Here is a 26,650-nt window from a genome sequence, read left to right on the forward strand (position 1 = left end):
GTCTGTGATCAATCTTTTAGGTTGCGAGTAAAATTGGATTACGTTTGGCCCCGTTTATCGAGGCCAATTCTGATGGTGGAGTGGTCAAGTAAGAGAGAGAGGGACTCGTTTTTGAGTCTTTTGATTCGACTTGTGTTGCTTCTGTTTCTTTGATTTTTGATTGGCAAACATACAAACCTCCTTGCACTATCAAAGTTGGGTTAACCTCATCACGGCAGTATCTAATGCAGTCTTTGTGCCGTCTAATATTCAGGTTGTTACAATTCAATAAGTTAGCGTTCGATTTGGTTGTACCCATTTAATAAGATAGGTGATAAATGGAAAAAGTTTCATTTTTGGTATCAATTTGATTGCAAAAATGACACGAGAATAGTCTTTTTCCGCCGATTGATAGGGGTGTTAACTGGCTGATTTCACGTTACACTCTGAGGTTCACAGGGGACTCGCGATACCAAAAGGATGAACAAGATGAATATCGACGCTAGCACTCTCGCTCCCACTCAGATATACCACTTAATGACTCAAACTGTGATTCCAAGGCCAATAGCGTGGGTTTTGACGGAGTCTGGTGAAGCTGATTACAACTTGGCTCCATTTTCCTACTTCACGCCTGTCTCCAGTAATCCGCCTCTGTTGATGTTCTCTGTAGGTAAAAAACCGACTGGAGAAATTAAAGACACAACCCGTAATGTTCTTGAGACAGGTCGAATGGTGGTGCATATCGCTAATGCTGACTTGGCGGAACAAGTGACGCAGACTTCGGCAACATTGCCGCACGGAGAATCTGAAGTCGCTTTAGCTGCTCTAGAGCTCATCGATTTTGAAGGGTTTGAATTACCCCGAATCAAAGATTGCCCAATTGCTTTTGGATGTAAGCTGTTTGAAGTTAAAGAGATTGGTGAAACACCTCAAAGCCTAATCTTTGGTCAAATTGAAGACATATACATTGCTCCAGAAGTGATTGGAGATAACCAAGAACGCTTAGTTGTTGAAGCGTTAAAAGTGAATCCTCTTTCTCGTTTAGGTGGCAGTCAATACGCCAACCTAGACCAAACCTTTACTGTCGCTAGACCGAAATAAAGTCGTATGTTAGATCAATCTTATTCAGATGCTATTTGGCATCGAATCAATCAAAAAACTAAACCACTGGGTGCTCTTGGGCAGTTAGAGTCACTTGCCCATCAGCTTGCTCTGATTCAGAGTAATTCAAAATGTGACGCCGTCACTAATGTGGATATTGTAAAGCCAACCGCGATCGTCTTTGCCGGTGATCATGGTATTGCGGACGAAGGAGTGAGCATCGCGCCAAGCGCGGTGACTCAACAAATGGTGTTGAATTTTCTTGCTGGTGGGGCGGCAATCAATTGTTTTTGTCGGGTAAACCAGATTGAGCTTAAGGTGGTTGATACGGGAATATTGATTCCTGTAGAGGCGACAGCGCCTAACTTTGTGGTGCAAAGGCTGGGTGACAGAACTGCAAACTTTGCCAATGAAGCAGCAATGTCTAGTGAGCAAGTCAAACAGGGTATTGAGTTTGGTCGCGAGCTGGTTAAGCGAACGGTCAATGAAGGCAGCAACCTTGTCATGTTTGGTGAAATGGGGATTGGGAATACCTCAAGTGCCGCTGCCATAGTTGCAGCTTTGACAGGTCAGGATGTCCAGTCATGTGTTGGTCTAGGCACAGGAATTACTCCTGAGCAGTTAGCGAAAAAGGTGGCTCTAGTCGATAAAGGAGTCTCACGATGCCAAGGTCTGGATGTCTACCAAGTTCTATCCGAAGTAGGCGGTTTTGAAATCGTTCAGATGGTAGGGGCCTTCTTAGCTGCCTGTGAAACTAAGACGCCGGTTATTGTTGACGGTTTTATTGTAACAACGGCCGCTTATGCCGCGAGTTTGATTCAACCTGAATGTCGCGAATTTATGATCTTTGCCCATAAGTCAGAGGAGTTGGCGCACCAACTTCTGCTTGAAGAATTAGGCGCCAAACCTTTGTTGGATTTGTCAATGCGCCTTGGTGAAGGCACGGGCGCAGCGCTTGCTGTCCCTTTGGTTCGTGCAGCAGCTGAGTTTTACAACTCAATGGCAAGTTTTGAAGATGCCGGAGTGACAGTGTGATCAGTACCCTCAAGTATCAACTTGAATTGTTCTGGCTGGCTTTGGGCTTTTTTTCTCGCCTACCAATACCTCCGTCTACGCCTTATTCTGAATCACGCATGAATCAAGCGGGCCGCTATTTCGCGTTAGTCGGTCTGTGTTTAGGCGCATTATGTGCGGCCGTGTATTGGTTGGCTGAAAGTGTATTGGGCCCTAATGTGGCGGTTGTTGTCATGATGGTGTTCAGTTTATTGCTTACTGGCGCGTTTCATGAAGATGGTCTGACGGACATGGCAGATGGCATTGGTGGTGGGATGACGCTGGAAAAGCGTTTAACCATTATGAAAGACAGCCGTATTGGTACTTATGGTGCTAGCGCGCTGGTGATGGCGTTACTGGGTAAGTATGTCCTGCTAACTGAGCTTGCATCATTGACGAATGTTTTATTGGTTATCGTTGCTGCTTACACGCTAAGCCGCGCCGTGGCTGCATCGCTCATTTATGACATGCCTTATGTGAGTGACCCTGATGCCAGCAAAAGTAAGCCACTTGCGAATCAACAATCTAAAAGTGAGCTAGCCATACTGGCAGTATCGGCGTTGGTACCTTTATTGTGGTTTGATTTTGAATTGGTCGCTGTGATCGTCGGTATAACCGTTATTTTCCGTATTATGTTTAAACACTGGTTGATGAAACGAATAGGTGGTTTTACGGGGGATTGCTTAGGCGGCGCTCAGCAAATTATGGAACTGCTGATTTACATGATTGTTCTTGGCTGGTCTTTAAGGTGAGTGAATGAGTGTACATCTGATATTGGGCGGAGCTCGATCAGGAAAATCCAGTTTTGCAGAATCACTGGTCGTTGAGAGCCACTCTGTTTACACACGTCACTATGTTGCGACTGCAACGGCTTTTGATGATGAAATGGCGGCAAGAATTGCTCATCATAAAATCAGCAGAGGCAGCGGGTGGGTAGAGCATGAGTGCCCGAATGCTCTCGAAGAGCAGATCGAACGCTTCACTTCTCAAGATATCGTGTTGATTGATTGTTTAACTCTTTGGATAAATAACGTCATTTACAATCAAGGCCAGCCTATTGAGCCACACCAGATAACTGAGAGGGTAGAGCGTTTGGTAAAAACGCTGGCTGCAAGTGAAGCTAATCTAGTGGTTGTTTCTAACGAAGTAGGATTAGGTGTGATCCCAATGGGAGAAGTCACTCGCCTATTCGTTGATTATACGGGTTGGATGAATCAAGCCATCGCGAAGGTAGCAGATAAAGTAACGTTTGTTGCGGCGGGGTTGCCTATGGTGCTGAAAGAGAAGTCGCGTGAAGACAGTTAATATTTACCTATTGCGACATGGAAAAACGTTAGGCGAACCGGCGCTCAACGGAGCGACCAATGTTTTGGTCGCTCACAGCACACAGCAAGCGATTTGCCAAAGTTTGTTAGGCGCTTCAATCAGTTTTGAACATATTATCACTTCACCTCTTCGTCGTTGTGCTGATTTAGCTGATTTATTGGTTGCAAAGAACTCCCAGCTTTCTTTATCGATTGAAGATGAGCTGAGAGAAATGGATTTTGGCGAGGTTGATGGAAAGCCATTTGATTCTATTAAAACAGAGTGGCCACTACTCGAACGATTTTGGAATGACCCTGCGGCGGTCGAGTTACCGCAAGCTGAAACACTGCAAGCTTTTCATCAGCGCGTTAGCAGACAATGGGTCTCACTGGTAGAGAGTGTCGAAGAGGACACATTAATCATCAGCCATGGTGGTACCATACGTATGATATTGGCTTCATTATTAAATTTAGACTGGCGAAACCCCGCACTTTACTCCGTTTTACAGATAGGCAATCAGAGCCTAACTCATATTCAACTTACCAAAGCGGACAGTCTATATCAGCGAGTGTGTTCTATTGGCACACCACTTCACATAAAGGATTAAAACATGACGGCACCAAGCTGGAATTTGTCTGTTGCTTACCAAGGATTGGACGACAGTAAGATAGAGCAAGATGTAGCGCTGGTTCAGCAATGTATTCAGGTACTGGGGTTGAATGTCGATCAGCGCAGTTCGGTCACGGTAATGCAAAATGCAATACTGACCAGTGAAGCCGCAGGTAAACTGCTTGCGACGATTAACACTTTTGCAAGTTGTCACGCTTCGGTTGATGCGATGAACAGTGATGCTAAAGCCATGATTGGTCGTATTGCCAAATTGAGCTCAGAGTTGTCGCAAGCATTTACCCCTTATGAAGACACTCTAACCAATGCGCCTCAAGAATTTATCTCTGAAGTTTTGAACCATGAAAATGGGGATGTATCTGGTCAGGCATTCCAGATCGAATGTACACGAAAGCTGGCAGATACTAAGTTGAGTGTCGCAGAAGAGCAATTATTGTCAGCCATGCAAGTGGATGGCCGTGATGCTTGGGGACGAATGTACGACAATATCACAGGCGCACTTCAGGTGGATCTGAAAGAAGGGGAAGAGAACCGTATTGGTTTCTCCCAGGCTGCCAGTATTTTGTATGGCACAGATTTCGACAATCAAGAGCCCGCTTGGCGTGGCATTGAAGAAGCGATGCAGACCCATCAAGAAAGCTTTGCTGGGATTCTAAATGCGTTAGCTGGTTGGCGTCATACAGAAAATCAAAAACGCTCTCACCTTAAAGACGTTCACTTTCTTGATACCAGTCTCCACGACAGCCGTATTCAAGCAGATACGCTGAGCGCGATGATGCAAGTCGCCAAAGACAATCGTCATGTGGGGCAAAAAGCTGGCCTACTCATGGCTCGGGTTCATGGCCTGAATGAAATGAAACCTTGGAACCACTTAGCCGGTATGCCGAGCCTGACTGACGGCGAGCCTAAGGTCTACAGCTTTGACGAGGGCATTGACATCATTGCTAAGGCTTTTGCACAGGTGGATGGTGAAATGGCGGAATTTGTCGCCATGATGGTGGAAAATGGATGGATTGACGCCGCGCCTTCTGCCAGCAGAAGGCTCGGGGCTTATTGCACTAAGTTTGCAGCTACACGTTCACCATTGGTCTTTATGACTTGGGGTGGAAGTCGTTCTGACCTGCTGACTCTCGCTCACGAGTTAGGGCACGCTTTCCATAACTGGGTGATGCGGGATATGCCGCTGTGCCAAACACGCTATCCAATGACGCTGGCAGAAACAGCGTCTATTTTCGCTGAGAATATTGTGCGTGATTATCTTCTTGAACAAGTCGAGAGTCGTGAAGAAAAACTCGAGATGCTGTGGGAAGAACTCTCTAGTTGTTATGCCTTGATGATTAATATTCCTGTTCGTTTCGAATTTGAAAAAGAGTTTTACCGGCAGCGGATGTCAGGTGAACTCAGCGCTGAGCAATTGTGTGACTTGATGAGCCAAACTTGGAAAGAGTGGTACGGCGAGTCAATGACGGAAGCGGATCCTTATTTCTGGGCGAGTAAACTGCATTTCTCTATCTCGGAAGTCAGTTTTTACAACTATCCGTATTTGTTTGGTTACCTGTTTAGCAAAGGCGTGTATGCACAACGTGAAGCGAAAGGTGAGAGTTTCTATTCAGATTACGTTAACCTTCTGCGCGATACTGGTTCGATGATGGCTGAAGATGTGGTTCAGAAGCACTTAGGTATGGCTTTGGATAGTGAAGCATTTTGGCAACAAAGCGTCGATATGGTGAAAACCAAGATTGATGAGTTTGAATCTCTGTTGGATCAAGAATAAATTCACCACAAATATGATATGATAATCAGCAAGCCGGGCAGGGAGTCTGCCCGGTTGTTTTATGTACAGCGAAAGCATTCTATCCCGAACGGAAAATGGTATCGGGCGTGGCAATTGAGTTTTTTACGATGAAGCACGGGTTTTCTCTTGATAAGTGAGATCGTGGCTACATAAATTGCCTGAACAATTCATTAACATACCCGCTGTGCAATAAAGGAGTAGCGCATGACGAAAAACCTCTTTCGCCAATCTTTTCTTTTTGACAGCCTGAACTTAGAACAAGAGATGCCAGCAGGGGAAATTACTGTTGCGAACGGCACTGTGTTCAAGCTTCATGAACGCGGAGTTCTGGAAGTCATCCCATCAACGTTGGACGAAAACAGCAAACACATCATTCTTTCCTGTGGTGTTCACGGTAATGAAACCGCACCGATGGAGTTAGTGGATAAAATCATTTCCGATATCCAGTCTGGATTCCAGCCTGTTACAGAACGTTTGTTGTTCATCATTGCTCACCCTGAGTCAACGAACGCTCATACCCGTTTTCTTGAAATGAACCTTAACCGTTTGTTTGATGAGAAAGAATATGAGCCAACGAAAGAGCTGGCTATTGCGCAGAACCTGAAACGTATTGTCGCTGATTTTTATCAAGACACGCCATCTGATAAACGCTGGCATCTAGACCTGCACTGTGCGATCCGTTTGTCCAAACACTACACCTTTGTCGTGAGCCCGAAAACGCGCCACCCAGTACGCAGTAAGGCGTTGATGGAATTTGTCGCGAGTGGTCATATCGATGCCGTGATGTTCTCTAACGCGCCTTCCAGCACGTTCAGTTGGTTTAGTGCCGAAAACTTTGAAGCGCAGGCGTTGACAGTTGAATTAGGGCGAGTGGCTCGTATTGGAGAAAATGATCTCGATAAACTGGTCGCCTTTGATCTGGCAATGCGAGATTTGATTGCTTCCAGCGAAGCTGAGCATTTGCCGCGTGCCCCTGTAATGTATCGTGTCAGTCGGACTATCGTGCGTTTGCATGAGGACTTTGATTTTATGTTTGATGACGACGTTGAAAACTTTACCTCGTTTAAGCACGGCGAAGTGTTTGGTCATGATGGTGACAAACCGCTCATGGCGAAAAATGAGGGAGAAGCGGTTGTGTTCCCTAATCGTCATGTGGCTATTGGTCAGCGTGCAGCACTCATGGTGTGTCCGGTGAAAACGCGTTACGAAGAAGGTCAACTTGTCTACGATTAAAGCGTTTACGGTCTAAACTCATCTGAGAAGCTTTCTATTTTAATGGCTTAACGGTATCGTTAAGCCATTATTTTATTGTACCTATAACTTTAGCCGTTTAAGGCCAATCTAAGCTGCATGGAACTGAGTGAATTATTAAGCCGTAGGCATCAACGCTGGAAGCGCTACTTTATCGTGATCCTATCTGCGCTTGTTCTGTTCTCAGCGACGCATCTGATGGTTGGTGAAGTCTTCATTTCTCCTTTTTCTGAGCTGTCGAGTCTTCAACAGCAGCTGATTACTCAACTTCGTTTACCAAGGTTGCTTGCCGCGATTGCTATAGGTGCCTCATTGGCCGTTTCAGGTGCTGTGCTGCAAGTTTTGCTTGGCAATGTTCTGGCAGAGCCCGGTGTGCTTGGTATTTCTGGTGGCGCCAGTGTCATGATGGTTATTGTGTTGTTTTTCCTTCCCGCGCTTGCAACACCCATCGGGTTTATGATCGCCGCGGTCATTGGCGCATTGGTGTTTACTCTGTTGCTTGTTTCAATGGCGAAAATCATGCGTTTAACTACTACTAGACTCTTGTTAGTCGGGGTGGCGTTAGGCATTTTGACAGGCGCTATTGTCACCTGGGCATTCTATTTCAGCGACGATCTTAGCTTAAGGCAGTTAATGTATTGGCTAATGGGCAGCATTGGTGGTGCAAGCTGGTATCATCACGTATTGACGCTGACTCTTGTCCCTGTACTTGCTTGGCTATGTATGAAAGGTAAGACACTAGACAAGCTAATGATGGGGGAGTTGCATGCTAAGCAACTCGGTGTTGATGTGGAAGCGGCCCGCTGGAAGTTAATCTTAGCCGTTTCGATTTTGGTTGGCGGCGCAGTTGCACTTGGTGGTGTGATTGGATTCATTGGCTTGATCGTTCCTCATCTTCTCAGGCTTGCATTGGGTAGTGAGAATCGTTATTTGCTGCCTATCTCCGCATTGTCCGGTGCGATGCTGTTGGTGTTTGCCGATATCATTGCTCGAGTCGCCCTAGAATCTGCTGAGCTACCACTTGGAGTGGTCACTACGACAATCGGGGCCCCTGTCTTTATCTGGATGCTGGTGAAACATCATGATTCACGTTAATAGCTTATCGGTTGGTTCACGTTTATTGCCGCTTTCGTTCTCTGTCGAGAAAGGTGAAGTACTTCATGTCGTTGGTCCAAATGGCAGTGGTAAAAGCACCTTGCTGACGGCGATAGCTGGTTTGCTAGATTTTGAGGGTGACGCCGCGATTTTTGACTTAGACGTCAAAAGTAGCTCTGTTGAGAGCCTTGCAAGCTATCGAGGGTTTTTGAGTCAGAGTGATCGTCCCGCTTTCAATCTTGAGGTTTCGCAATATCTTTCCTTGTCACTCCCAAGCTCCGTCCAAGGCTTGGATGAAGCTGTGGAGCTAGCCGTTAAAGAGCTGGTGGATGTACTTGAGCTAGAGGATAAGCTTCATCGTTCGATTCACCAGTTGTCTGGCGGCGAGTGGCAGCGAGTGAGGTTATGCGCGATATGCCTGCAAATCTGGCCGTCTTTAAATCCTTATGCGAAGCTCCTTATATTGGATGAGCCTGCTGCGCCGCTGGATATTGGTCAGGAAGCCCTACTGTATAAACTGATTCGTAAAGTCGCTGATATGGGAATCACTGTGGTGATGTCTAATCATGACCTCAATCGCACACTTAAACATGCCGATAAGGCTTTATTATTGGATAAAGGTGTGATTCAGCAAGTAGGCTCCGTAGATCAGGTATTCGAGCCGAGTGAGCTTTCTAGAGTATTCAAAACTCGAGTTCAAAGAACGGAGTTTAACGGAGAACCTGTATTAATCTTTGATTAATCAGGCAATAGCCCCATTTCCCAATTCTCAAATTAGTGCGCTATGCACTACATTTGAGCACGCCTCATGCTCACAGAAATCGCTGAAAATGCCATTCCTATAAAAATCAATAAGTTACTGTTTCTAGAAACTTGGCATAAGTTTGGCTTTAATAAAAACGATACATTCTCGTTCTTGTTAGGCTTAGTCAATTTGAAGGGAAACTGGAAAGCTGACAAATATAAGCCCATTTTTATGACTATGGCAGCTTCCGCCACCTAAGGTTTTCCGAAGGTGGCGGCTTTTTATCTGGAGGCTTATGCTGTTAGCGGAGCAAGATCAGCAGGGCGGTAGTAAACAGACTTCAATACTTTTCCTTGGCGAATCGTTTTTGCTTCTGAAACAAAATCTTCAGCACATTTTGCGATGATGTAATCACCTTTTTGTACTGCCATTAGTTTGATTCCCTGCTCAGCGTAATGCGCTTCTGTCTCAGCGTATTCTTTCTCGTTGCGGCAAACCTTGCTCATGTTGCTTGAGTGGACTTCGTCCCAACAAGGGATAAAGTTGATGCCACGATTAACGGCAACATTGAGTAGTAGGTCAATCAGATAACTGATAGCAAGGTTCGACTCAACCTTGTCATCACCCAAATGAACTAGACGACCCATCAAAACGTAAACGCTGTCGATGATAGCGTCAGCTTGTTCCGTCTTGTTATCAGCTTCTGCCAGTTCAGTGAGCTCTTCTACCGCTAAAGAGGTATGCAGCGTATCTGCTTTCTCGTCTAAGCTTTCAGGAGAGGCAACAGGTAAGTCGAAAGTAGTACGAAACTCAGTAATGTCGCGGTAAAGGTGGTCAAAGATTTCTTGAGTAAGTTTGGAAAGGTGCATTCACTTAACCTGCATTTGGTAATTATCGCGTCATACTAACAAAGCCTTATGAAACGTGCCATTACAGCACGAAAATAAATGGGGACAAGGGCAAAGTATTCAGAGTTTTATGTGCAAGGCTATTGATGTGATTATTGGGATAAGTCTATCTTACGTATAAGAAATTTTAGCTATCAGGACAGTATATGGTTGTGGCAAGTGAAAGTGAAAAGGTCATACGGAGACTCTATCAGATCACAAACGATTATCAGAAAGGGTTTGATATTCAGATTACCCAACTCATCATGATGGGCTTGGAGCGTTTCAATCTGGATATTGGTATTTTATCCCGCATTGATGGCGAGCTATATACAGTCTTGTATTGCGTTACTTCTGAAGGTGTAGAGTTAAAGCCTGGCGATACGTTTAAGTATGAGTCAACTTATTGCCAAATCACCTGCAGTTCATTTGGCCCAGTGTCCATTGAGCATATGGGAGAAAGCGATGAGTATGCTAAACATCCAGCCTATGAAGCGTTTGGCTTAGAGTCGTACATTGGCATTCCAATTTTTGTTGATGATGAAGTTTTTGGTACACTTAATTTTTCTTCCGCGTCACCTTACCCTCGAAAATTCAAAGATATAGATGTTGATGCGCTCAAACTGATGGCGTCTTGGATTGAAGTAGAATTAATCCGCCGGAAACAGGAAGAGCGCCTTAGAAAGTTGAATAGTCAACTGGAATATCAAGCCTATCACGATGCGTTGACCAATGTTGCCAACCGCCGGTGTATGTTCAAAACCATCCATCTTGATATCGAACGCATGAAGATCGCCAATGGCAAAGGTTCACTGGCTGTGATTGATATTGATAACTTCAAGAGGGTCAACGATGTTTACGGCCATCAAATCGGTGATGACGTTTTAAAGAAAACCGCGCAACAACTTCAGGCATGTTTATCTGAAAGGGACTTTATTGCACGGTTCGGGGGAGAGGAGTTTGTCGTTTGGCTGCCCGAGAGAACCGAACTTGAAAGGCGTCAACTTATCGAAGAACTTCACCAATCTGCCGATGAGATTCTTCTAGATGGCGAACCCGTCACCGTGTCCATCGGTGTGTGTGAATTTGATTTTGGTAACGAATCAGCAATAGATAACAAGAAAGGTGCACTTGACCAAATCATCTTAGTGGCCGATGAAGCTTTGTATCAGGCAAAGAATCAAGGGCGAAATAGAGTAGTTGTTCGCTCACTATCAAAAGAACCAGCGACCGAAATGATGAGTGGAGGCTAAGCTCCACTCTTATCAATATGATTATTTAAACAAGTAGGGGAAAAGCTTCACTAGCTCAGGCTGAGTCAGGGATTCCACACGAGCTATATTGGTCTCAGGAATTGATTCAGGATCTGGATAATGTTTGAGTACTTTCTCCATGCTCTCTTCACGAATCAAATGGAACACAGGGTAGGGAGAGCGGTTAGTTAGATTCTCCGCATCTTCTGGTTCTGATCCACCAAAGCAATACTCAGGATGGAACGTCGCCAACTGGTAGGTTCCTTCCCAGCCTTGCTGACGGATTAATGCCTCGACCCAGTCTATAAACAAGTTGTAGTCATAAAAATCTTCCAGCATGTTTGGTACAACGACCAATGTAGTTTCTAACTCTTCAGCTGTCTTTGATTCTAATTCCATTAGCTGGGTGAGTATGTCCTCTAGCAATGCCTCTTCTTGCTGTGCTTCACTGACAAATATTTTTATTTGTTTATTGCGCTGTGGCTTTGCAGCGAATGGACATAAATTAAGGCCAATTACCACGTCATTAAGCCATTGATTGACTTGCTCTGCGATAGTCTCTTTTGAGCTTGGGGTTGTCATCTTACTTCCAATTTATAGTTTGGAAGCAAGAATAACAGATTCGTTTTGTGGTCGTAAGCGTCGAGATGAGTCTAGTGAGATGAGGGCGTTGCGTTTAGCTCAGAAGTTGGACTGGTGTTAGCTTCGTTCTCCAGTTCTGCTGAACTTTGATGAATTACATTCAGTTTATAGCACAACACAAAAATCATCAGATAAAGCAACATACCACCAGCAATGACATAACCCCAACCGCCATGTTGCCAGCAATAAATTAAGAAGAAGCCTCCTAAGCTGCCACCAACATAATAGTGCACAAGATAAAGAGCTGTGGCAGTCGCTTTAGCTTGGGTGGCTTTTTGGCTAACCCAGGCGTAGGCGAGCGTGTGTGTAAAGAAGGCTCCAAAACTAATAAGCGCTAATCCGAGTATCATGAATGGAATACGATCCAGATATGCGACCAACATACCGAGTAGGCTTATTATAGTCCCGCAGACCATACCTGAAATGGGCTGACGGTTTCGGTTCCACACTGAAGTAAGCTTAGAGCTTAATGTGCCGGGTAAGTAGCAGAGGAAAATCAACGAGGCTAGGCCAATAGGTAGTGAATGTGGAGCCTCAACAAGACGAAAGCCCATAACCGAATACAAGTTAACAAACAGAGCAAAATTCACCCCACCAATCAGCATAGCTAACCAAATAGCTTTGTTTTTTAGGTGTTTAACCAACGCTCGGTTGTGGTATCTAAGCATGCCTCTTTGGGGAGAGAAGTATTTCTGCTTTGGTAACATCGCGCATACCGCTATAGCTCCAATCAAGGTAAACACTGCCATGGTAATCACTGCTTGTTGCCAGCCGAAAGCATCAGTGAGTGTACCACCGACGATTCGCCCGGTGATGCCGCCGAGTGAGTTAGCCGCTATATAACCTCCAATTGCTTGACCAAAGGCTTTAGGGGACAGCTCTTCAACCATGTAAGCGACTGCCACAGAAGCAAAAGCGGCTAATGCGATTCCCATTAGCGCACGCAAGACAACTAAGCTAAGAAGTGAGGGTGATAGAAGCATCCCGATACCGATTACAGGCATAGCCAAAAGGCCAGACAGCATCACCCGTTTTCTCCCTACGGACTCAGATGCAACTGCCCATGGCACTAAGCTAAATGACAGCGCCAGCGTCGTTGCTGCAAACAGCCAGTTAATTTGAGTCTCGGATACGGAGAAGTGCTGAGCCATGTACGGCAGCATCGGTTGAAACAAGTACAGGTTACAGAACACGATGAATGAGCCGAGAGCGAGACTCAGTGTTACTCGTCGGTAATCTTGGCTTCCAAGTTCGATCATTGGTGTTGGCTACTCTAGTTATTCAGTCAGTTATTGTGATCAAAATATCAGTGATAACTAGATTAATAAAATATATTAAAAATATAGAGTTGATATATTTTTAATATGGGCATCTGATGGACTCCCGACACTTAAAACACTTTGTGGCCGTAGCTGACCATGGCCACTTCACCATGGCGGCGAAAGCACTACATATTGCTCAGCCTGCGTTGAGTATTTCAATCAAGAAGTTTGAACAGCAGTTGGGTGTTGAGTTATTTCGACGAGAAGAACGACGCATAACGCTTACCGATGAAGGCAAAGTGCTATATGAACACGCCAAGCGGGTTTTGCAGCAAATCGATGATGCCAAGTTAGCAATAGATGAACTGAGAGGCCTTGAAAAGGGAGAAGTTAGACTTGGTGCGCCAAGCATGATGGGGTCTTACTTTTTCCCCCAAGTCCTGATGGCGTTCAAATCGCATTATCCTAATCTCAAGCTCACGCTAATTGACGCAGGTACCCGGTCTATTCGAAAGATGCTTTTGGATGGAGAACTCGACATTGGCGTGATTGATGATGAAAACGTCCCGGAAGATCTTGAAACAGACCATTTATTGAATGTAGAAATGGTTGCTGTTGTTGGGCCGGAACATGCTTTGGCACAGAACAAAAGCATTAGTTTTGAAGAGTTTTTCAAACATGAATTAGTCATGTTTAAGCCCGGTTATTTTCACCGTGACTTTGTCGAGAAAAAGGCGCGCTTATACGACAAAGAAATGAAGTTTTCATTTGAAACGAATCTATTGCCAATGATACTCAGTATTGTGAAACATGAGTTTGCGATCACCGCGCTTTTGAAGCTGGTAACCGAGCATGAAGAGGATGTGGTTGCCATTCCCTTTGATGAACCGGTCAATCTGACTTTATCTCTTGCGTGGCGAAAGAACGCCTATTTATCAATTGCGGATAGAACATTCATCGAATTTGTTAAGCAATATGTGTAGTTCACATTTCTTTTCAAGGTGATCGCAACATTGTTCTAAATAACGTAATTTAATTGCATACAATTTGAAAAAGAGAGATTTGGTTAAATGCAGTTGAAGATGACAGATCTGGTGGTTGAAACAGGTTCGAATCCGTTAGAGATAAGAGACTGGGCTATCGAGAAAGGCCAATCTTGGGGCGTTTTCAGTACCGAAGGTGATATTGGGCCTGCTCTTGGCTGCTTGCTTTGTGGCGAGTCAGAAATTAAGCAAGGCCATATGGAACTCTCCGATGGCAAGGTTTCACAAGTTTCATTGGTTGAACAGCAAAGGTTGCTTGAAGAAGAACTGGCGAAAGATGACACTGATTTTTTAGACCGAATAGATAAAGGCAGCTCAGTTTACTCTCTGATTTATGAACAGTGCGAAGATGCGCAATTGACTGCCCAATTGCTTGATGATTTGGATCTGGAACATTTGAGTGATAGTGGATTTCGAGTTCTGTCGACCGGAGAAACCAGACGGGTAATGTTAGCCCGCGCCTTGGCAACTAAGCCGGATCTGATTGTTCTCGATAACCCTTACACAGGTTTGGATGTGGCTCATCGCGCTTCATTGACTCGTTACCTGACTGAGTTGTCGCAGTCGTTGCAGATGGTCGTGACATTCAATCGTGAAGAAGATGTCCCATCATGGATTGAAAAGGTAGCTTTGTTTAACCACGGCAAGTTAGACAGTGTGATGGATATCCAATCATGGCACCAGCATCCGGTTATTAACCAAATCAAAGCTCAGTCCAAGCAGCAGAGCGAGCAGATGATAGATCTCATTCGGAGCCATCAACACAAAACAGAGTTCAGCAATCCGATTTTTGAACTTAAAAATGGCAAAGTAGAATATACAGAGAAAACCATTTTCTCTGAGGTTAACTGGAGAATCGATAAAGGCCAGCATTGGCAGGTGAAAGGACCGAATGGGTGCGGGAAAAGTACGCTCCTTGGGTTAATCTTCGGTGATCACCCCCAATGTTACTCTAACGATATTCATATCTTGGGTAACCAGCGAGGCTCGGGTGAGTCTATCTGGGATATTAAAAAGCACATTGGGATGGTTTCCTCTTCTCTGCACCTTCAATATCGCGTGAGTTGCAGTGCTTTGGAAGTCATTTTATCTGGCTTCTATGACTCCATTGGGTTATATCAGCAACCGGCAAAGAAAGAAATTCAAATTGCTCAAGAGTGGTTAGAAATTCTGCATATGACGGAGTACGCAAAGACATCATTCAAACAGTTGGAATACGGCCAGCAACGTTTACTTCTTATCGCCAGAGCAATTGTAAAGCAGCCAGCAATTTTGATTCTGGATGAACCTTATCAGGGCCTCGACTATTTAGGCAGAAGACTAGTCAAGAACACATTGGAGCTTATTGCTAAAGAGAATTTGAGCCAGTTGCTTTATGTCTCTCACTATCATGACGACAAATTAGAGAGTATTAAGAATGAGCTGGAATTTTGTTTCGATGAAGTGGAGACGTGCTACAAATCGACCATTCGTCAGTTGTAGCAATCTTGAACATAAATAAAGCGGGTTGGTGTCTTGAAGAATAGACGCAACCTGTTTTTTGTTTTGTAAAGTCAACAAATTACTGGAAAAAACTTCATGCTTTCCTAGGCTAACTATAGAAATAAATAATAACGACTACGTTGGTGACAAGTATGGCTAGGAAATTTCTAATTTTAGTGTTGGCGCTGTTTGCCAGCGTCGTGCAGGCTGAAAAACCTGATGTACTTAAGATCTATCTTGATGCTGATAGAACGGGGCATCTGGAATCGGCACTCTCCATTGAGCATGGAATTAAGGTTGCCTTCTCCCAGAAAGGTAACCAAATATCAGGCATACCAGTAGAGTTTGTTACCACTGACCATAGAGGGAACGTCCTACGTAGTAAGAAAAACATGGAGCGTTTTCTTAAGGACAGCAATGGATTGGTTTACATTGGTGGCTTGCATTCTCCTCCATTGATCAAGTACCGAGAATACATTAACAAATCCAAGATGTTGACTTTGGTTCCTTGGGCTGCGGGTACGCCTATAACTCGATATCCTTCTACTGAGGATAACTACGTATTTCGTCTTTCGGTTGATGATTCTAAGGTAGGAAAGATACTGGTTAACTACGCGTTAGAGCAACAGTGCAATCAACCTCACTTGATGTTAGAAAATACGGGGTGGGGCAAATCAAATTACAAAGCAATGATGTCTGCTTTACCTGAAGACCTGGCCGAGCGCGTAAAAACCAGCTGGTTTGATTGGGGCATAAAAGATGTTGATGCGCGAATCTTGATTCGTGAAGCCCAATCCAGCGGAGGAGATTGTGTTCTGCTGGTGGCTAATAGTCGTGAAGGTAAACTCATCGTTGAAAGTGTTGCAGACGTTGGCATTAAAATGCCTATATACAGCCACTGGGGCATTACTGGCGGTAAGTTTGCTCAGAACGTGCCTTTCCCTATTCGTGAAAAAGCCAACCTTCATTTCATTCAGTCTTGTTTCAATTTCTACAGCTCGGAGCAGAACAGCTTTAATCAGAATGTGTTCAAGGACGCAAAGACCATGTTCCCAGCTTACTTTGAAGACAGCAATATTGAGGCACCAGCTGGTTTTGTCCATGGTTACGATTTGGCAAAGGTATTCATTGAGGCAGCGAGTACGGTAGAGCTAACGGATGATGCGGAGTCGAACCGAACTGCATTAAAGAAAGCACTGGAGTCGATGGATAAGCCAGTACAGGGGCTGATTAAAGAGTATCGTGCTCCATTCGCCCCTTTCACTGAAGATGATTTTGACGCGCATGAGGCGTTAGGTGCAGACGATTTCTGTATGGCTATTTATGACGATAAAGATGCCGTGAAACTAATTCCTAAATCCATCTAGAGCACAGAGGTAACGCAGGTCTATGTTGAAGTTTGATAAGAAAAATGGAATGCATCTGTTTTCGTTGTTTCTCATCGTTGGGGCCTGCGTTTTTATGCTTGCGAGCTTTGCCTTTGTTCAACATCAAGCTAGAGAAACCGCTCAGGTCTTGATAAGTGAAAGCTTGAAAGGAAAGTTCGTCGCTATTGAGAGATACGTATTTGAGTTTCTAAAATTGCATGAACAGAGGCTTGAGCGCGTGACTTCTCACCCTGTCATGAAAGGTGCAGTCTTAGAAGGAGTGGATGATCAGAGTGCGTTTAAAGATCAGCTTGAGCTTCTCAAATCTTCTGGAGCGACGGCTGACGTCAACATATATGATTTTTCTGGCGGTAACGTTTATCAAGAAATTACATTGCCCGATGTTGTTTATACCTTTATTACGACTGGTATAGAAAACGAGTCCCTAATGGAAAAGCCTTCGTACTCGCTCTACAAAAATGACGGTAGGGACTACCTCCTTCTTAGCTCTCCAATCTTGTACAACGGTTATGCTGAAGGGCTAGGAGTATATGTAACGCCACTTGATGAAAGTGAGTTTTTCGAAAGCCTAGGCACCGACAGTATGCACTGGTTTGGTATCGCCCAAAATAGACTTAACTGGAATATGCAAGCTCCTAATAATTGGAAGATGGACATGTTTCCAATTGAGGGCACTGATCTTTCCTTGTTGTATTCGGTCTCCCCCCAATTGGTCATTGATGCGGAAGCTAATTTGACGGGAAGCCTGCTCGTCGGGATGTTAATTGCGACCAGTATGACGTTGGTTGTCATGTTCATTTTTGGACGAAGAATTTTGGTATCCCCATTTCGTAAGTTAGCTGAGTCTGAGCAGCAGCTTTATGAGCAATCTGAATCGCTAAAGATAAGGGAGGCGGAGTCTGGCCGCTTAGCTCGAGTGGTTAAGCATATGCGTGATGCGGTGGTGTTTACGGATTTAGATTCCAAAGTGACTTGGGTTAATGGAGCATTTGAGCGGCTGACAGGGTATTCGCTATCAGAAATGATCGGCAAAAAGCCGGGTGATGTGCTTCAGGGAGCGGACACCGATAAGCGAACGACACGAAAGATTCGAGAACTGATAGATCGTCGAGAGCCAGGGTTCTTTGAGTTACTCAATTACAACAAGGAAGGAGAGTCATACTGGATTGAAATTGCCTTGACGCCGTTGTATTCAACCCACGGACAGATAGAAGGTTTTATGGCTGTAGAAAGGGACATCACTCAGCGAGTAGAGTTGGAAGAATCGCTGAAGATAAAGGCGGTTGAAGCAGAAGCGGCAAACATCGCAAAATCCCAGTTTTTGGCAGCAATGAGCCATGAATTACGAACGCCAATGAATGGTATTCTGGGTGTCGGGGACCTTCTCAAAAATACGACGCTCAACGAAGAGCAACAGGAGTATGTTGATACATTTCTTGGGTCGGGAAAACACATGTTAAATGTGCTTAATGACATACTTGATTTCTCTAAAATTGAAGCGGGCAAGTTGGAACTTGAAAAAGTTGAGTTCTTACTGAAAGACGTGGTGGCAAGGCTTACCCGACTTTATGAGCCACTGTGTGCGGATAAACACCTAGAGTTTAAGTGTGAGTACTCTCAATCGTGTGACCGTGCGTTAGTGGCCGATGAGACACGCATTCTTCAGATTCTACAAAACCTATTAAGCAATGCTCTCAAGTTTACGTCGGAGGGCGGTATTACGTTGTCGCTGGATGTGGTAGAACAAAGCCATCGTATTGAGCTTCATATTGACGTTTCCGATACCGGAATTGGTATCAGCCCAGAGAAACAGTCCGCAATTTTTGACCCATTCTCACAAGCTGAAAGCGACACAACGAGAAGGTTCGGTGGTACCGGCTTAGGGTTATCGATTACTCGGGATCTGGTTAAAGCCATGAACGGGACTGTCGACCTTAGCAGTGAAGTTGGTAAAGGCAGCCAGTTTACAATTGTGGTTCCTGTCGGGTTGAAAAAGGTTCGTCAGGGCAGTGATAAACAAGAACGACTATCTGCATTTGACGGCACCGGACTGAGCGTGTTAATTGCTGAAGATACTCGCGTGAATGCACTGGTCTTAGGTAAGTTTCTTAAAAACAAAGGCTTCGAATATGAAGTGGTTGAGAATGGCGAACTGGCAGTTGAAAGAGTACAGCATCAACACTTTGATTGTGTCTTAATGGATAACCACATGCCAGTGATGGATGGCATGAAGGCAACAAGGGCGATTATGAAGCTCGATTTACCTAATCCTCCTGTGATTATTGGCTGTACGGCTGACGCGTTTGAACAGACGAGAGAAAGAATGATTTCGGAAGGGTGTACGGATGTGATCACAAAGCCTATCAGCTCCGATAAGCTGGATGAAGTATTTCACGCAACGCTAAAACCTCTAGAAGCTAATGCGATGCGTGAGGCTTGATCATTTCGAGTTGTACATTTTCTCGAAGTTTTTTGGGTTCCAGCCAATCATGTAGCGATCACCAATTTTGAGCACGGGTAAAGAGCGTGCTCCAATAGCATCCAGTTCTTTTCTGCCACGCTGCATTTTTGCGTTGGTTAATCTGTACGCATAGCCCTTTTCATCTAAGTATCGCTGAGCATCTTTACAGTGAGGGCATTTATCCTTCACATACAGAACAAGTCTTTTCATCGTAATTTCCTACATCTTGCTATGCAGCAGAGTGTAATGAAAAGACAGTGAATGGCAAGTGTGATTCAGGTAGACTTACGCGTCTTCAATTTGGCGGACCGAAACTTATCCTATGAACCCAGTTCTTCGTTACATCCAAGGTTACCCTGAACATATTGTGACGCCTGTGACTCAGATGGTGGAGTCTGGTCGCTTACAAAACTGGTTTAAACAGCGTTACCCTGATAATTATACAATTAAGAGTGAAAAAGCGCTGTTTGAATACACCATTGCGATCAAAAATCGCTATATGAAGAAAACGGCGCCGATCAGCAAAGTCATTTACGACAATAAAATTCACTTGATCAATAACGCGCTAGGCTTGCATACCTACGTTGCGAAAGTGCATGGCGGTAAAATTAAAGCGAAGAATGAAATTCGTATTGCGAGCGTATTTAAAAATGCTCCAGAGCCTTTACTCCGTATGCTTGTGGTGCACGAACTAGCTCACTTGAAAGAGAAAGAACACAATAAAGCGTTTTATCAACTCTGTTGTCATATGGAACCTGACTATCATCAATTAGAGCTGGATGCTCGCCTGTTCATGATTTATACCGAGATGGTTGAGAAAGCAAATAAGTAACTTATGACTAAGCAGAAAAAAGCAGCCCATTCAAAAAATGCGAGCGACACCATTCGCTCGGAAATGAAAGTGACCGTGATAAAAGGCAAAGCAGGCCTTCATAAACGAAACCTTCACCATGGCCGTTATGATTTCGCTCACTTGGTAAAAGCGACACCTGAGCTTAAAAAGTATGTCGTGAAAAATCCTAAAGGCGAGGCCTCTATTAATTTTTCCGATCCACTGGCGGTAAAGTTGCTCAATAAAGCGTTGCTTGCGCATCATTACGATGTCACATCTTGGGATATTCCTAAGGGGTACTTGTGTCCGCCGATTCCAGGCCGAGCCGATTACATTCACCGTTTAGCAGAATTACTGTCAAAAGATGGTAAGCAAGTGAAACATGAATCGGTAAACGCGCTTGATGTTGGTGTCGGCGCCAACTGTATCTACCCCATTGTTGGTGCGACCCAATATGGTTGGCATTATGTTGGGTCAGACATTGATCCAGCTTCGGTTAAGAACTCTAACCAAATTGCTTCAGAAAACCCTGCGCTTAAAGATCGTGTGGAGTGCCGCTTACAAACCCAGAGTCGTTATTTCTTCAAGGGCGTGATTAAGGAAAATGAGTACTTTGACGTAACGACCTGTAACCCGCCATTTCATAAATCCATGCAGGAAGCTCAGCAAGGTACTGAGCGTAAGCTCAAAAACCTCAGCCGAAGTAAGCAACAACGTGGTCAAGCGAGTGAGAAAGGTAAGGTCAAAGCTTCGCCTATACTTAACTTTGGTGGCCAAAATGCAGAGCTATGGTGCCCAGGTGGTGAGGCAGCGTTCATTAAGAATCTGGCGTTTGAAAGCCGTGACTTTGCTCATCAGGTATTGTGGTTTTCTACGCTTGTCTCAAAGAAAGAGAATGTCCGTTGGATGCGCAAGAACCTAGAAAAAGCCGGTGCAAGAGAAGTTCAGATCGTTGAAATGAGCCAGGGACAGAAGGTGAGCCGCTTTATCGCTTGGACATTTAAAACTGCGACTGAAAGACAGGCGTGGTACGACGCAAAAGCATAAGCATGAAGGAGGGCATATGGAAATTGAAATTTATATGCCCTGTGAGCCCGAATGGGTGTGCGACAGTTTACTGATACTTTTTGCGCTTTTGTTTGTTTCTGGTCTGATCGGGTTTATCTATATTGTCTATCGAGAGTACGTAAAAATTCAGCGCGCTTCGCGAGTCCGCGAGCGCCGTAAGCTCCTGCATTCCCAACGCAAAAAACGATAACCTTTCAAGCTATTTAATGCTTTGGAGAAGAACGCCGAAGCTTTCGGGTTTCCAGCTCGACCATGAGTTTCAGTGATAGTGCCTGCACGCCAAACTGTTGATGAAACTGCGTTATACGATTTTGCGCCGCTTCGTACCTTCCTTGATTCATTTCCAATTTCGCCAGATTTAAAATAGCCTGAGGTCGGTTTGGATCATGAGCAATCGCCCGTTCAAAGTAACGGGCAGCGCTAGCTTGCTGGTCTGCCTTTAAAGCGCAAAATGCCGCATTCTCATAACTGTCGGCAACATAGTAGTAATTGGGTTGAACTACCGCTCTTTCGAATAGTGCGTTTGCTTCCTGATATCGGGATTGCTTACACAGAAAGCTGCCATAATCGTTGAGCAACTGCCCGTTATCAGGGTGTTGGGAAATCGCCTTTTGAAACCAGTATTCCGCGCGGGTAAACTCAGAAACCTGTTCAAGATAGTGTGCCATCGCTAATTGAGAGCGATAATCAGTGCCTTTTGGATATTCTCTCTTGCTTTCACCCTGTTATTACGTTGCAAATAACTCAAGCCCAATGCTATTCGCGCGTCGGCCTTGTCTAGTGTGCCCGAAGTGACAGTTTGAGTGTCAATTGTGACACAGGCGGATAAAAGTATAGTGGCGATGAAGCAAACAAAGCGCATAAGATAGATGAAGAAAATTTTAAGTATCTTGAATGTATAACGTGGTCTGTCCGGTCTGGTAGAAATGAGCCCAATCATGCGGCTGATTTGGCAACAATACTAGAAAATAAAGGAGACGAAGTGTGAGAAAACAAGTCGTTGGTGCAACGGTTCTAAGCTTCCTCGCTGGATTATCGATAAAGTCGTCCATTGCTTCAGAGCTGGATGCCACCACTCGTTTTGCTGACAGTGGCGTCGCTTATGTAGAGCAGGGCAACCAAGCCAGCAATTATCGGCTAATTTTTATACATGGCTCGCCCGGCAACAAAGAGGGTTATGAAGCGTATCTTAAAGATACTTGGCTGCTTGAAAATGCTGAGCTTATCTCTGTGGATCGCGTTGGATATGGTCAGTCTCCAGAAGAACTCGCTGCCGATTTGGACTCACAGTCAAAGTCGATAGAATCTCTACTCTCCAAAGACAAAGTCAATATTCTCATTGGCCATTCACTCGGTGGTCCAATCGCTCTCAACCTTGCCCTAATGTTTCCAAATCTCGTACAGGGAATGGTGCTGGTGGCGCCTGCTTTTGACCCTAAGCTTGAGGAACCAAAATGGTACAACGAACTGGCCGACACTTGGTTGATCAGTGTGTTTTTGTCTGACAACTGGAAAAAGTCGAACGGAGAAATGATGCCGCTGGCTGATGAGCTTTCCAAGTTGAGCAATAAAGACTGGGGCTTACTGGACTCAGTACCTGTGACTTTGATTCATGGTGATGAAGACAATATTGCTGATCCAGAAAACTCTGCATTTGCGATTCAGCGCTTAACAGGGAAAGAGAAAAAACTCGTAGAAGTGAAAGGAGAGGGGCATTTTATCCTTTGGCAAAATACCCCGAAGGTAATTAATGAGATCAAACAACTAATCAGTATCGCTGACCTCAATCGTCCGTAGTAAAGTTGGCTTCACTGAAGTGATCCAAATCGTAAGGTGTTTGCTGGTAAACGCAGTAATTGAGCCAGTTTGAGAACAATAAATGGCCATGGCTTCGCCAGCTCGCAACAGGCTTGTTGTCAGGGTTATTGTTCGGGTAATAGTTCACAGGAATTGCGGGCTCCATTCCTTCTCCCAGATCACGAATGTATTCGTTGTGAAGTGTGAAGGCATCATATTCTGGGTGGCCTGTGACAAATACGTTTCGCTTGTCTTTTGTCGCAGCCAGATAAACGCCAGCAACATCTGAAGTTGCCAGCACATCCAAATCGGTATGTTCAGCTAGATACTCTGGAGAGAAATCAGCGTATCGCGAGTGAGGAGCAAGAAACGTATCATCGAAGCCACGCAACACTGGATGGTATGGCTGATGAATTTGATGATGATAAACACCAGACAGCTTTTCTTTACGTGTGCGTTTTGGCAAGTCATAAAGCAGTTTTAAACCGGCCTGCGCCGCCCAACAGACATACAGGGTTGAGGTGACATGTTGCTTCGCCCAATTCATGATCGCCTCTAGATGTTCCCAGTAGATCACATCTTCAAACTGAACCAAGCCCAGCGGAGCGCCAGTAATAATCAGTCCATCGAAGTTGCGCCCTTTCACCATCTCAAATTGACGATAGAAGTTATCAAGATGCTCAGTCGGCGTGTTTTTACTTGGCCTGTCATCGATACGAAGCAGCTCAATATCAACCTGAAGTGGACTGTTGGAAAGCAAACGAAGGAACTGCGTTTCAGTCTCGATCTTTTTCGGCATAAGATTGAGGATCAATACCTTAAGTGGACGAATCTCCTGGGTAGAGGCTCGGGATTCAGGCATTACGAATATGTTTTCCTGACGTAATACATCACTAGCAGGTAATTGGTCGGGGATCTTAATCGGCACAGCTTTCTCCCTAAGCTTTGTTTTTAGACGTCTATACATCCAAAGTTAACTCAAACGGAATGAGATGTCGATAGCATTTTTATGCTTATTTACGGTAATATCACCGCTTCATTATTCGAATTATTCATTTTCATGACGTTAAAACTGACCATTATTCGCGGATTGCCTGGTTCAGGGAAAAGTACGCTGGCTAAGACACTGGATGTGAACCATTACGAAGCGGACATGTATTTCGTTGATGCAAAAGGTGAATATGACTTCAGGCCAGAACATATCGCAAAGGCCCATGATTGGTGTAAGAACATGACACGGGACAGCCTGGTGAAAAGACAAAGCGTAGTGGTTTCGAACACGTTTGTGATGAGATGGGAAATAGCACCTTACTATCAGATGGCAAAGCGGTACGGTGCTGAGTTTGAAATTATTGAATGTAAAGAGAACTTTGGCAATATTCACGGTGTAGCAACGAGCACCATCCAGCAAATGAAGAAACGGTGGCAAGAATGGCGAAAAGATCAGCCATAGTAGAAATGACGTCTTACGGCATCTATAGTCAATGGGATTCCAAGTCAAAACATCTACCGAAGATACAAGAATTCACAACCAAAGTGCCTGCCGATCAGGATATCGAATTTGGTTTCATTGTGAATATTAAAAAAGCCAAAGGGCAAGTTATTGAATATTGTATTGAACATCCGGGCGTATTAGGTAAAAAAGGCCAAGTGCTGGACCCTTTTACAGGTGATCTTCACATTGGAAACAACGACTGGAATTTCTATCTAGGTGATACAATCCAGTTGCTCGACCCGATTAATGGATTCGACTCCAATATTGGAAAGTGGCGGATGACTATCGAAATGAATGGGAAAGTCATTGCCGAAAAAACCTTCGAAATATACAGTCGAGATGAAGGTGAATTCTGGAAAAGAAGAGGATTCTAATAAAAGCCCGTTATAGTGACACGGGCTTTTATTTACAACCAAGATTCTTTGAGATCGTCTAATTCTAGGGGCTTGGAGAAATGGTAGCCCTGCAGGTAAGATACATTCATTTTGGCCAGATATTCGACTTGGTTTTGTTCTTCCACTCCCTCCGCAATCATTTTTACTCCCAAGCGATGGCCAAGGTCAATGATAGTATTGAGCACGGTAGAATTAACGGTTTCCAAACCTATGGTATCCACAAAACACTTATCTATTTTCAGATAATCAAATTGTGTTTTCTGAATGACAGAGAGAGCGGTGTGTCCGGTACCAAAGTCATCAATAGAAACCAAAATACCACTCTTACGAAGGTCAGCGAGCGCTGTTCGACCTTTGTCGTCAAGTATTTCACGTTCTGTAACTTCTACTGTTAACTGAATTCCAATGTGTCTGAATTGTCTAGCATAACTATGTAGATTGATGAGATGGCTCTCATCATGCAGATATGAAGGTGGAACATTAATTCCTAAATGTATGCCGTTGAAATTCGCTATGCTCTGAAGATCAGCTAACGTTCGTTTCAGTACATAGTCAGTGATAGTGTTTATGAGCTGTTGGCGTTCGGCTAGTGGTATAAAAACATCGGGTCTGATTAATCCTAATGTAGGATGCTGCCATCGAATCAGTGCTTCAAGGCCAGTCAGAGTTTCTGTTTGACTGTCTACAATAGGCTGATATGCGAGAAACAGCTCTTTTCTTTTTAAACCTTTTTTTAAATCATCGACCAGACTGTCTCTATTTCTTATATGAGACATTACCGCAAATAGAGTGATTGAAATGAGTAGTGAAAGAGGTAGACTACTCAGTCCATAAAAAATCGCCCGCCTTTTGATGAATGCTGGACTTGCTTCCACCAAAAGAGAAAAGCCATATAGAGATGAAGTTGATGTGTAGTGAAGTGTGTCTGACACAAAAGTTCTATCCGCTGGGTAAACCTTTTGGCCAAATCGGGCAGTAATAAAACTGAGCTTATCATCCTCTACCTTACCTAGTCTTTCGACTAGATAGTTCTTGTCTACAATAGCAAAAGCACCACTGTTAGCTCTGTCTTCTTGTGCAGTTACAACGACCATTGTTCTTTGGCGCGGGTCACCTTTAATATCGAATAGAAAAACGCCGGATTTAGCTTCGTTTCGCTTAAATACACCTGTTAAATCTAAATGAAGCTCGCCACGTTTAGAGGAGCATATAGCGACACCATCCTGAACAATGATTAATTCTCTCAAGTAGCTCTCAAATAGGAGGTCTTCTTGAATGGCTTCACAGCGCTCTGGGTATTTCATAGCTTGAGCGTTCTCGTCTTTTAGTTCAGTGATGACATCTTCGATTCTTTCTTGAAATGTAACAGCGATGTTTCTTAGGCTGTCATTAATGCCTTGGTAAGCGACGTACAGTGAAGCTGGAAAAACAATGAGGATTGGAATTAAGGCGTAAGCGAGCAGTGATTTAACTTCTAGCGTCAACGTTGGTGTTGGCAAAGATCTGTTCATTTGACTTATGGAATATCCGATGACTAATTGAACAATAGTATATATTATGAGCGAAAATGTTACATCGTTCGCAAAATAATCGCAGTAACTAAATTAACTGTTGACCGAATCTTGACCTAGAGTTCTACTTTCCTCCCAAATTCCCACTTAATTTTTTGAAGAATTTAAAAATACCTGACACAA

General features: G+C 44.3%; 27 protein-coding genes. 20 read left to right on the forward strand and 7 right to left on the reverse strand.

Annotated elements, in window-relative coordinates; all coding sequences use genetic code 11:
* The first annotated feature begins 468 nt into the window (after positions 1 to 468).
* The 9 genes from IX95_RS08480 to btuD all read left to right on the forward strand — a co-directional run bounded on the left by IX95_RS08480 (position 469) and on the right by btuD (position 8,948).
* On the forward strand, positions 469 to 1,080 hold the full coding sequence (locus IX95_RS08480; RefSeq protein ID WP_038158714.1) for a flavin reductase family protein: 612 nt from the start codon (positions 469 to 471) through the stop codon (positions 1,078 to 1,080).
* A 6-nt stretch (positions 1,081 to 1,086) separates the two neighbouring features.
* Positions 1,087 to 2,115 (forward strand): nicotinate-nucleotide--dimethylbenzimidazole phosphoribosyltransferase, encoded by a 1,029-nt coding sequence (gene cobT, locus IX95_RS08485; RefSeq protein WP_038158716.1) that lies wholly within the window; start codon positions 1,087 to 1,089, stop codon positions 2,113 to 2,115.
* On the forward strand, positions 2,112 to 2,885 hold the full coding sequence (locus IX95_RS08490; protein ID WP_171354705.1) for an adenosylcobinamide-GDP ribazoletransferase: 774 nt from the start codon (positions 2,112 to 2,114) through the stop codon (positions 2,883 to 2,885). Before cobT ends, IX95_RS08490 begins: the two co-directional genes overlap by 4 nt.
* Before the next feature lie 4 nt (positions 2,886 to 2,889).
* On the forward strand, positions 2,890 to 3,438 hold the full coding sequence (gene cobU / locus IX95_RS08495; protein WP_038158718.1) for a bifunctional adenosylcobinamide kinase/adenosylcobinamide-phosphate guanylyltransferase: 549 nt from the start codon (positions 2,890 to 2,892) through the stop codon (positions 3,436 to 3,438).
* Positions 3,425 to 4,045, forward strand: coding sequence for a histidine phosphatase family protein (locus tag IX95_RS08500; RefSeq protein WP_038158719.1), 621 nt, complete (start codon positions 3,425 to 3,427; stop codon positions 4,043 to 4,045). The genes cobU and IX95_RS08500 overlap by 14 nt, the downstream gene beginning before the upstream one ends.
* 3 nt (positions 4,046 to 4,048) lie before the next feature.
* Entirely contained in the window at positions 4,049 to 5,839 is a 1,791-nt protein-coding gene (locus IX95_RS08505; RefSeq protein WP_038158721.1) for a M3 family oligoendopeptidase, read from the forward strand.
* Positions 5,840 to 6,064: 225 nt separating this feature from the next.
* Positions 6,065 to 7,093 carry a succinylglutamate desuccinylase gene (locus IX95_RS08510; RefSeq protein WP_038158723.1) on the forward strand — a complete coding sequence of 343 codons (1,029 nt, stop codon included), beginning with the start codon at positions 6,065 to 6,067 and terminating at the stop codon, positions 7,091 to 7,093.
* A 117-nt stretch (positions 7,094 to 7,210) separates the two neighbouring features.
* The gene (gene btuC, locus IX95_RS08515; RefSeq protein ID WP_038158726.1) at positions 7,211 to 8,206 is read left to right on the forward strand and encodes a vitamin B12 ABC transporter permease BtuC; all 996 of its coding nucleotides are present in this window, start codon (positions 7,211 to 7,213) and stop codon (positions 8,204 to 8,206) included.
* The gene (btuD, locus tag IX95_RS08520; RefSeq protein WP_038158730.1) at positions 8,193 to 8,948 is read left to right on the forward strand and encodes a vitamin B12 ABC transporter ATP-binding protein BtuD; all 756 of its coding nucleotides are present in this window, start codon (positions 8,193 to 8,195) and stop codon (positions 8,946 to 8,948) included. The genes btuC and btuD overlap by 14 nt, the downstream gene beginning before the upstream one ends.
* Before the next feature lie 296 nt (positions 8,949 to 9,244).
* On the opposite strand, the gene IX95_RS08530 is transcribed toward btuD, so the two are convergent.
* Positions 9,245 to 9,820: a nucleoside triphosphate pyrophosphohydrolase family protein gene (locus IX95_RS08530; protein WP_006962050.1), complete on the reverse strand. Its 576-nt coding sequence runs from the start codon at positions 9,818 to 9,820 to the stop codon at positions 9,245 to 9,247.
* A 185-nt stretch (positions 9,821 to 10,005) separates the two neighbouring features.
* Between IX95_RS08530 and IX95_RS08535 the strand changes: the two genes are divergently transcribed.
* Positions 10,006 to 11,091 carry a sensor domain-containing diguanylate cyclase gene (locus IX95_RS08535; protein ID WP_038158732.1) on the forward strand — a complete coding sequence of 362 codons (1,086 nt, stop codon included), beginning with the start codon at positions 10,006 to 10,008 and terminating at the stop codon, positions 11,089 to 11,091.
* 21 nt (positions 11,092 to 11,112) lie between these two features.
* Here IX95_RS08535 and IX95_RS08540 read toward each other — a convergent pair whose 3' ends face one another.
* Both IX95_RS08540 and IX95_RS08545 read right to left on the reverse strand, forming a co-directional pair.
* Positions 11,113 to 11,673: a DUF1415 domain-containing protein gene (locus IX95_RS08540; RefSeq protein ID WP_038158735.1), complete on the reverse strand. Its 561-nt coding sequence runs from the start codon at positions 11,671 to 11,673 to the stop codon at positions 11,113 to 11,115.
* A 71-nt stretch (positions 11,674 to 11,744) separates the two neighbouring features.
* The gene (locus tag IX95_RS08545) at positions 11,745 to 12,992 is read right to left on the reverse strand and encodes an MFS transporter (RefSeq protein ID WP_038158738.1); all 1,248 of its coding nucleotides are present in this window, start codon (positions 12,990 to 12,992) and stop codon (positions 11,745 to 11,747) included.
* Between the two features lie 116 nt (positions 12,993 to 13,108).
* Here IX95_RS08545 and IX95_RS08550 point away from each other — a divergent pair, with 116 nt between their 5' ends.
* From IX95_RS08550 to IX95_RS08565, 4 genes are all read left to right on the forward strand, one after another.
* Positions 13,109 to 13,978: a LysR family transcriptional regulator gene (locus IX95_RS08550; protein ID WP_038158742.1), complete on the forward strand. Its 870-nt coding sequence runs from the start codon at positions 13,109 to 13,111 to the stop codon at positions 13,976 to 13,978.
* A gap of 87 nt (positions 13,979 to 14,065) precedes the next feature.
* Entirely contained in the window at positions 14,066 to 15,520 is a 1,455-nt protein-coding gene (gene modF, locus IX95_RS08555; protein ID WP_038158745.1) for a molybdate ABC transporter ATP-binding protein ModF, read from the forward strand.
* A 152-nt stretch (positions 15,521 to 15,672) separates the two neighbouring features.
* Positions 15,673 to 16,887, forward strand: a complete 1,215-nt coding sequence (locus tag IX95_RS08560; protein ID WP_038158748.1) for an ABC transporter substrate-binding protein — start codon at positions 15,673 to 15,675, stop codon at positions 16,885 to 16,887.
* Between the two features lie 22 nt (positions 16,888 to 16,909).
* Positions 16,910 to 19,348: a PAS domain-containing hybrid sensor histidine kinase/response regulator gene (locus IX95_RS08565; RefSeq protein ID WP_051912510.1), complete on the forward strand. Its 2,439-nt coding sequence runs from the start codon at positions 16,910 to 16,912 to the stop codon at positions 19,346 to 19,348.
* Here IX95_RS08565 and IX95_RS08570 read toward each other — a convergent pair whose 3' ends face one another.
* Positions 19,349 to 19,579, reverse strand: a complete 231-nt coding sequence (locus tag IX95_RS08570) for a glutaredoxin family protein (protein ID WP_006962058.1) — start codon at positions 19,577 to 19,579, stop codon at positions 19,349 to 19,351.
* Positions 19,580 to 19,691: 112 nt separating this feature from the next.
* Between IX95_RS08570 and IX95_RS08575 the strand changes: the two genes are divergently transcribed.
* From IX95_RS08575 to IX95_RS08585, 3 genes are read left to right on the forward strand one after another with little or no spacing between them, the layout of a single operon-like run.
* Positions 19,692 to 20,201: a M48 metallopeptidase family protein gene (locus IX95_RS08575; protein WP_038158751.1), complete on the forward strand. Its 510-nt coding sequence runs from the start codon at positions 19,692 to 19,694 to the stop codon at positions 20,199 to 20,201.
* A 3-nt stretch (positions 20,202 to 20,204) separates the two neighbouring features.
* Positions 20,205 to 21,248, forward strand: coding sequence for a 23S rRNA (adenine(1618)-N(6))-methyltransferase RlmF (gene rlmF, locus IX95_RS08580; protein ID WP_038158753.1), 1,044 nt, complete (start codon positions 20,205 to 20,207; stop codon positions 21,246 to 21,248).
* 16 nt (positions 21,249 to 21,264) lie between these two features.
* Positions 21,265 to 21,459: a hypothetical protein gene (locus IX95_RS08585; RefSeq protein WP_038158755.1), complete on the forward strand. Its 195-nt coding sequence runs from the start codon at positions 21,265 to 21,267 to the stop codon at positions 21,457 to 21,459.
* Positions 21,460 to 21,472: 13 nt separating this feature from the next.
* On the opposite strand, the gene pilW is transcribed toward IX95_RS08585, so the two are convergent.
* Positions 21,473 to 21,937, reverse strand: coding sequence for a type IV pilus biogenesis/stability protein PilW (pilW, locus tag IX95_RS26815; RefSeq protein ID WP_235202601.1), 465 nt, complete (start codon positions 21,935 to 21,937; stop codon positions 21,473 to 21,475).
* A 316-nt stretch (positions 21,938 to 22,253) separates the two neighbouring features.
* Here pilW and IX95_RS08595 point away from each other — a divergent pair, with 316 nt between their 5' ends.
* Positions 22,254 to 23,066 (forward strand): alpha/beta fold hydrolase, encoded by an 813-nt coding sequence (locus tag IX95_RS08595; protein ID WP_038158757.1) that lies wholly within the window; start codon positions 22,254 to 22,256, stop codon positions 23,064 to 23,066.
* Here the strand turns inward: IX95_RS08595 and metA are convergent.
* Positions 23,053 to 23,994, reverse strand: a complete 942-nt coding sequence (metA, locus tag IX95_RS08600; RefSeq protein ID WP_006962063.1) for a homoserine O-acetyltransferase MetA — start codon at positions 23,992 to 23,994, stop codon at positions 23,053 to 23,055. The genes IX95_RS08595 and metA overlap by 14 nt on opposite strands.
* 132 nt (positions 23,995 to 24,126) lie before the next feature.
* Between metA and IX95_RS08605 the strand changes: the two genes are divergently transcribed.
* Together IX95_RS08605 and IX95_RS08610 are read left to right on the forward strand one after the other, a co-directional pair.
* Positions 24,127 to 24,519 carry an ATP-binding protein gene (locus IX95_RS08605; RefSeq protein ID WP_029236110.1) on the forward strand — a complete coding sequence of 131 codons (393 nt, stop codon included), beginning with the start codon at positions 24,127 to 24,129 and terminating at the stop codon, positions 24,517 to 24,519.
* Positions 24,498 to 24,935 carry a DUF3859 domain-containing protein gene (locus tag IX95_RS08610; protein WP_038158760.1) on the forward strand — a complete coding sequence of 146 codons (438 nt, stop codon included), beginning with the start codon at positions 24,498 to 24,500 and terminating at the stop codon, positions 24,933 to 24,935. The genes IX95_RS08605 and IX95_RS08610 overlap by 22 nt, the downstream gene beginning before the upstream one ends.
* 32 nt (positions 24,936 to 24,967) lie before the next feature.
* On the opposite strand, the gene IX95_RS08615 is transcribed toward IX95_RS08610, so the two are convergent.
* Positions 24,968 to 26,455: an EAL domain-containing protein gene (locus IX95_RS08615; RefSeq protein WP_235202602.1), complete on the reverse strand. Its 1,488-nt coding sequence runs from the start codon at positions 26,453 to 26,455 to the stop codon at positions 24,968 to 24,970.
* Between the last annotated feature and the right edge of the window lie 195 nt (positions 26,456 to 26,650).

It is taken from the genome of Vibrio sp. B183 (assembly GCF_000740665.1).
Classification (GTDB): domain Bacteria; phylum Pseudomonadota; class Gammaproteobacteria; order Enterobacterales; family Vibrionaceae; genus Vibrio; species Vibrio coralliilyticus.

What these genes read in the sequence shown, in the direction of transcription:
- IX95_RS08480 (WP_038158714.1), top strand. Translation starts at nt 469, where the DNA reads ATGAATATCGACGCTAGCACTCTCGCTCCCACTCAGATATACCACTTA.
- cobT (WP_038158716.1), top strand. Translation starts at nt 1,087, where the DNA reads ATGTTAGATCAATCTTATTCAGATGCTATTTGGCATCGAATCAATCAA.
- cobU (WP_038158718.1), top strand. Translation starts at nt 2,890, where the DNA reads ATGAGTGTACATCTGATATTGGGCGGAGCTCGATCAGGAAAATCCAGT.
- IX95_RS08505 (WP_038158721.1), top strand. Translation starts at nt 4,049, where the DNA reads ATGACGGCACCAAGCTGGAATTTGTCTGTTGCTTACCAAGGATTGGAC.
- IX95_RS08510 (WP_038158723.1), top strand. Translation starts at nt 6,065, where the DNA reads ATGACGAAAAACCTCTTTCGCCAATCTTTTCTTTTTGACAGCCTGAAC.
- btuC (WP_038158726.1), top strand. Translation starts at nt 7,211, where the DNA reads ATGGAACTGAGTGAATTATTAAGCCGTAGGCATCAACGCTGGAAGCGC.
- btuD (WP_038158730.1), top strand. Translation starts at nt 8,193, where the DNA reads ATGATTCACGTTAATAGCTTATCGGTTGGTTCACGTTTATTGCCGCTT.
- IX95_RS08530 (WP_006962050.1), bottom strand. Translation starts at nt 9,820, where the DNA reads ATGCACCTTTCCAAACTTACTCAAGAAATCTTTGACCACCTTTACCGC.
- IX95_RS08535 (WP_038158732.1), top strand. Translation starts at nt 10,006, where the DNA reads ATGGTTGTGGCAAGTGAAAGTGAAAAGGTCATACGGAGACTCTATCAG.
- IX95_RS08540 (WP_038158735.1), bottom strand. Translation starts at nt 11,673, where the DNA reads ATGACAACCCCAAGCTCAAAAGAGACTATCGCAGAGCAAGTCAATCAA.
- IX95_RS08545 (WP_038158738.1), bottom strand. Translation starts at nt 12,992, where the DNA reads ATGATCGAACTTGGAAGCCAAGATTACCGACGAGTAACACTGAGTCTC.
- IX95_RS08550 (WP_038158742.1), top strand. Translation starts at nt 13,109, where the DNA reads ATGGACTCCCGACACTTAAAACACTTTGTGGCCGTAGCTGACCATGGC.
- modF (WP_038158745.1), top strand. Translation starts at nt 14,066, where the DNA reads ATGCAGTTGAAGATGACAGATCTGGTGGTTGAAACAGGTTCGAATCCG.
- IX95_RS08560 (WP_038158748.1), top strand. Translation starts at nt 15,673, where the DNA reads ATGGCTAGGAAATTTCTAATTTTAGTGTTGGCGCTGTTTGCCAGCGTC.
- IX95_RS08565 (WP_051912510.1), top strand. Translation starts at nt 16,910, where the DNA reads ATGTTGAAGTTTGATAAGAAAAATGGAATGCATCTGTTTTCGTTGTTT.
- IX95_RS08570 (WP_006962058.1), bottom strand. Translation starts at nt 19,579, where the DNA reads ATGAAAAGACTTGTTCTGTATGTGAAGGATAAATGCCCTCACTGTAAA.
- IX95_RS08575 (WP_038158751.1), top strand. Translation starts at nt 19,692, where the DNA reads ATGAACCCAGTTCTTCGTTACATCCAAGGTTACCCTGAACATATTGTG.
- rlmF (WP_038158753.1), top strand. Translation starts at nt 20,205, where the DNA reads ATGACTAAGCAGAAAAAAGCAGCCCATTCAAAAAATGCGAGCGACACC.
- IX95_RS08585 (WP_038158755.1), top strand. Translation starts at nt 21,265, where the DNA reads ATGGAAATTGAAATTTATATGCCCTGTGAGCCCGAATGGGTGTGCGAC.
- pilW (WP_235202601.1), bottom strand. Translation starts at nt 21,937, where the DNA reads ATGGCACACTATCTTGAACAGGTTTCTGAGTTTACCCGCGCGGAATAC.
- IX95_RS08605 (WP_029236110.1), top strand. Translation starts at nt 24,127, where the DNA reads ATGACGTTAAAACTGACCATTATTCGCGGATTGCCTGGTTCAGGGAAA.
- IX95_RS08610 (WP_038158760.1), top strand. Translation starts at nt 24,498, where the DNA reads ATGGCGAAAAGATCAGCCATAGTAGAAATGACGTCTTACGGCATCTAT.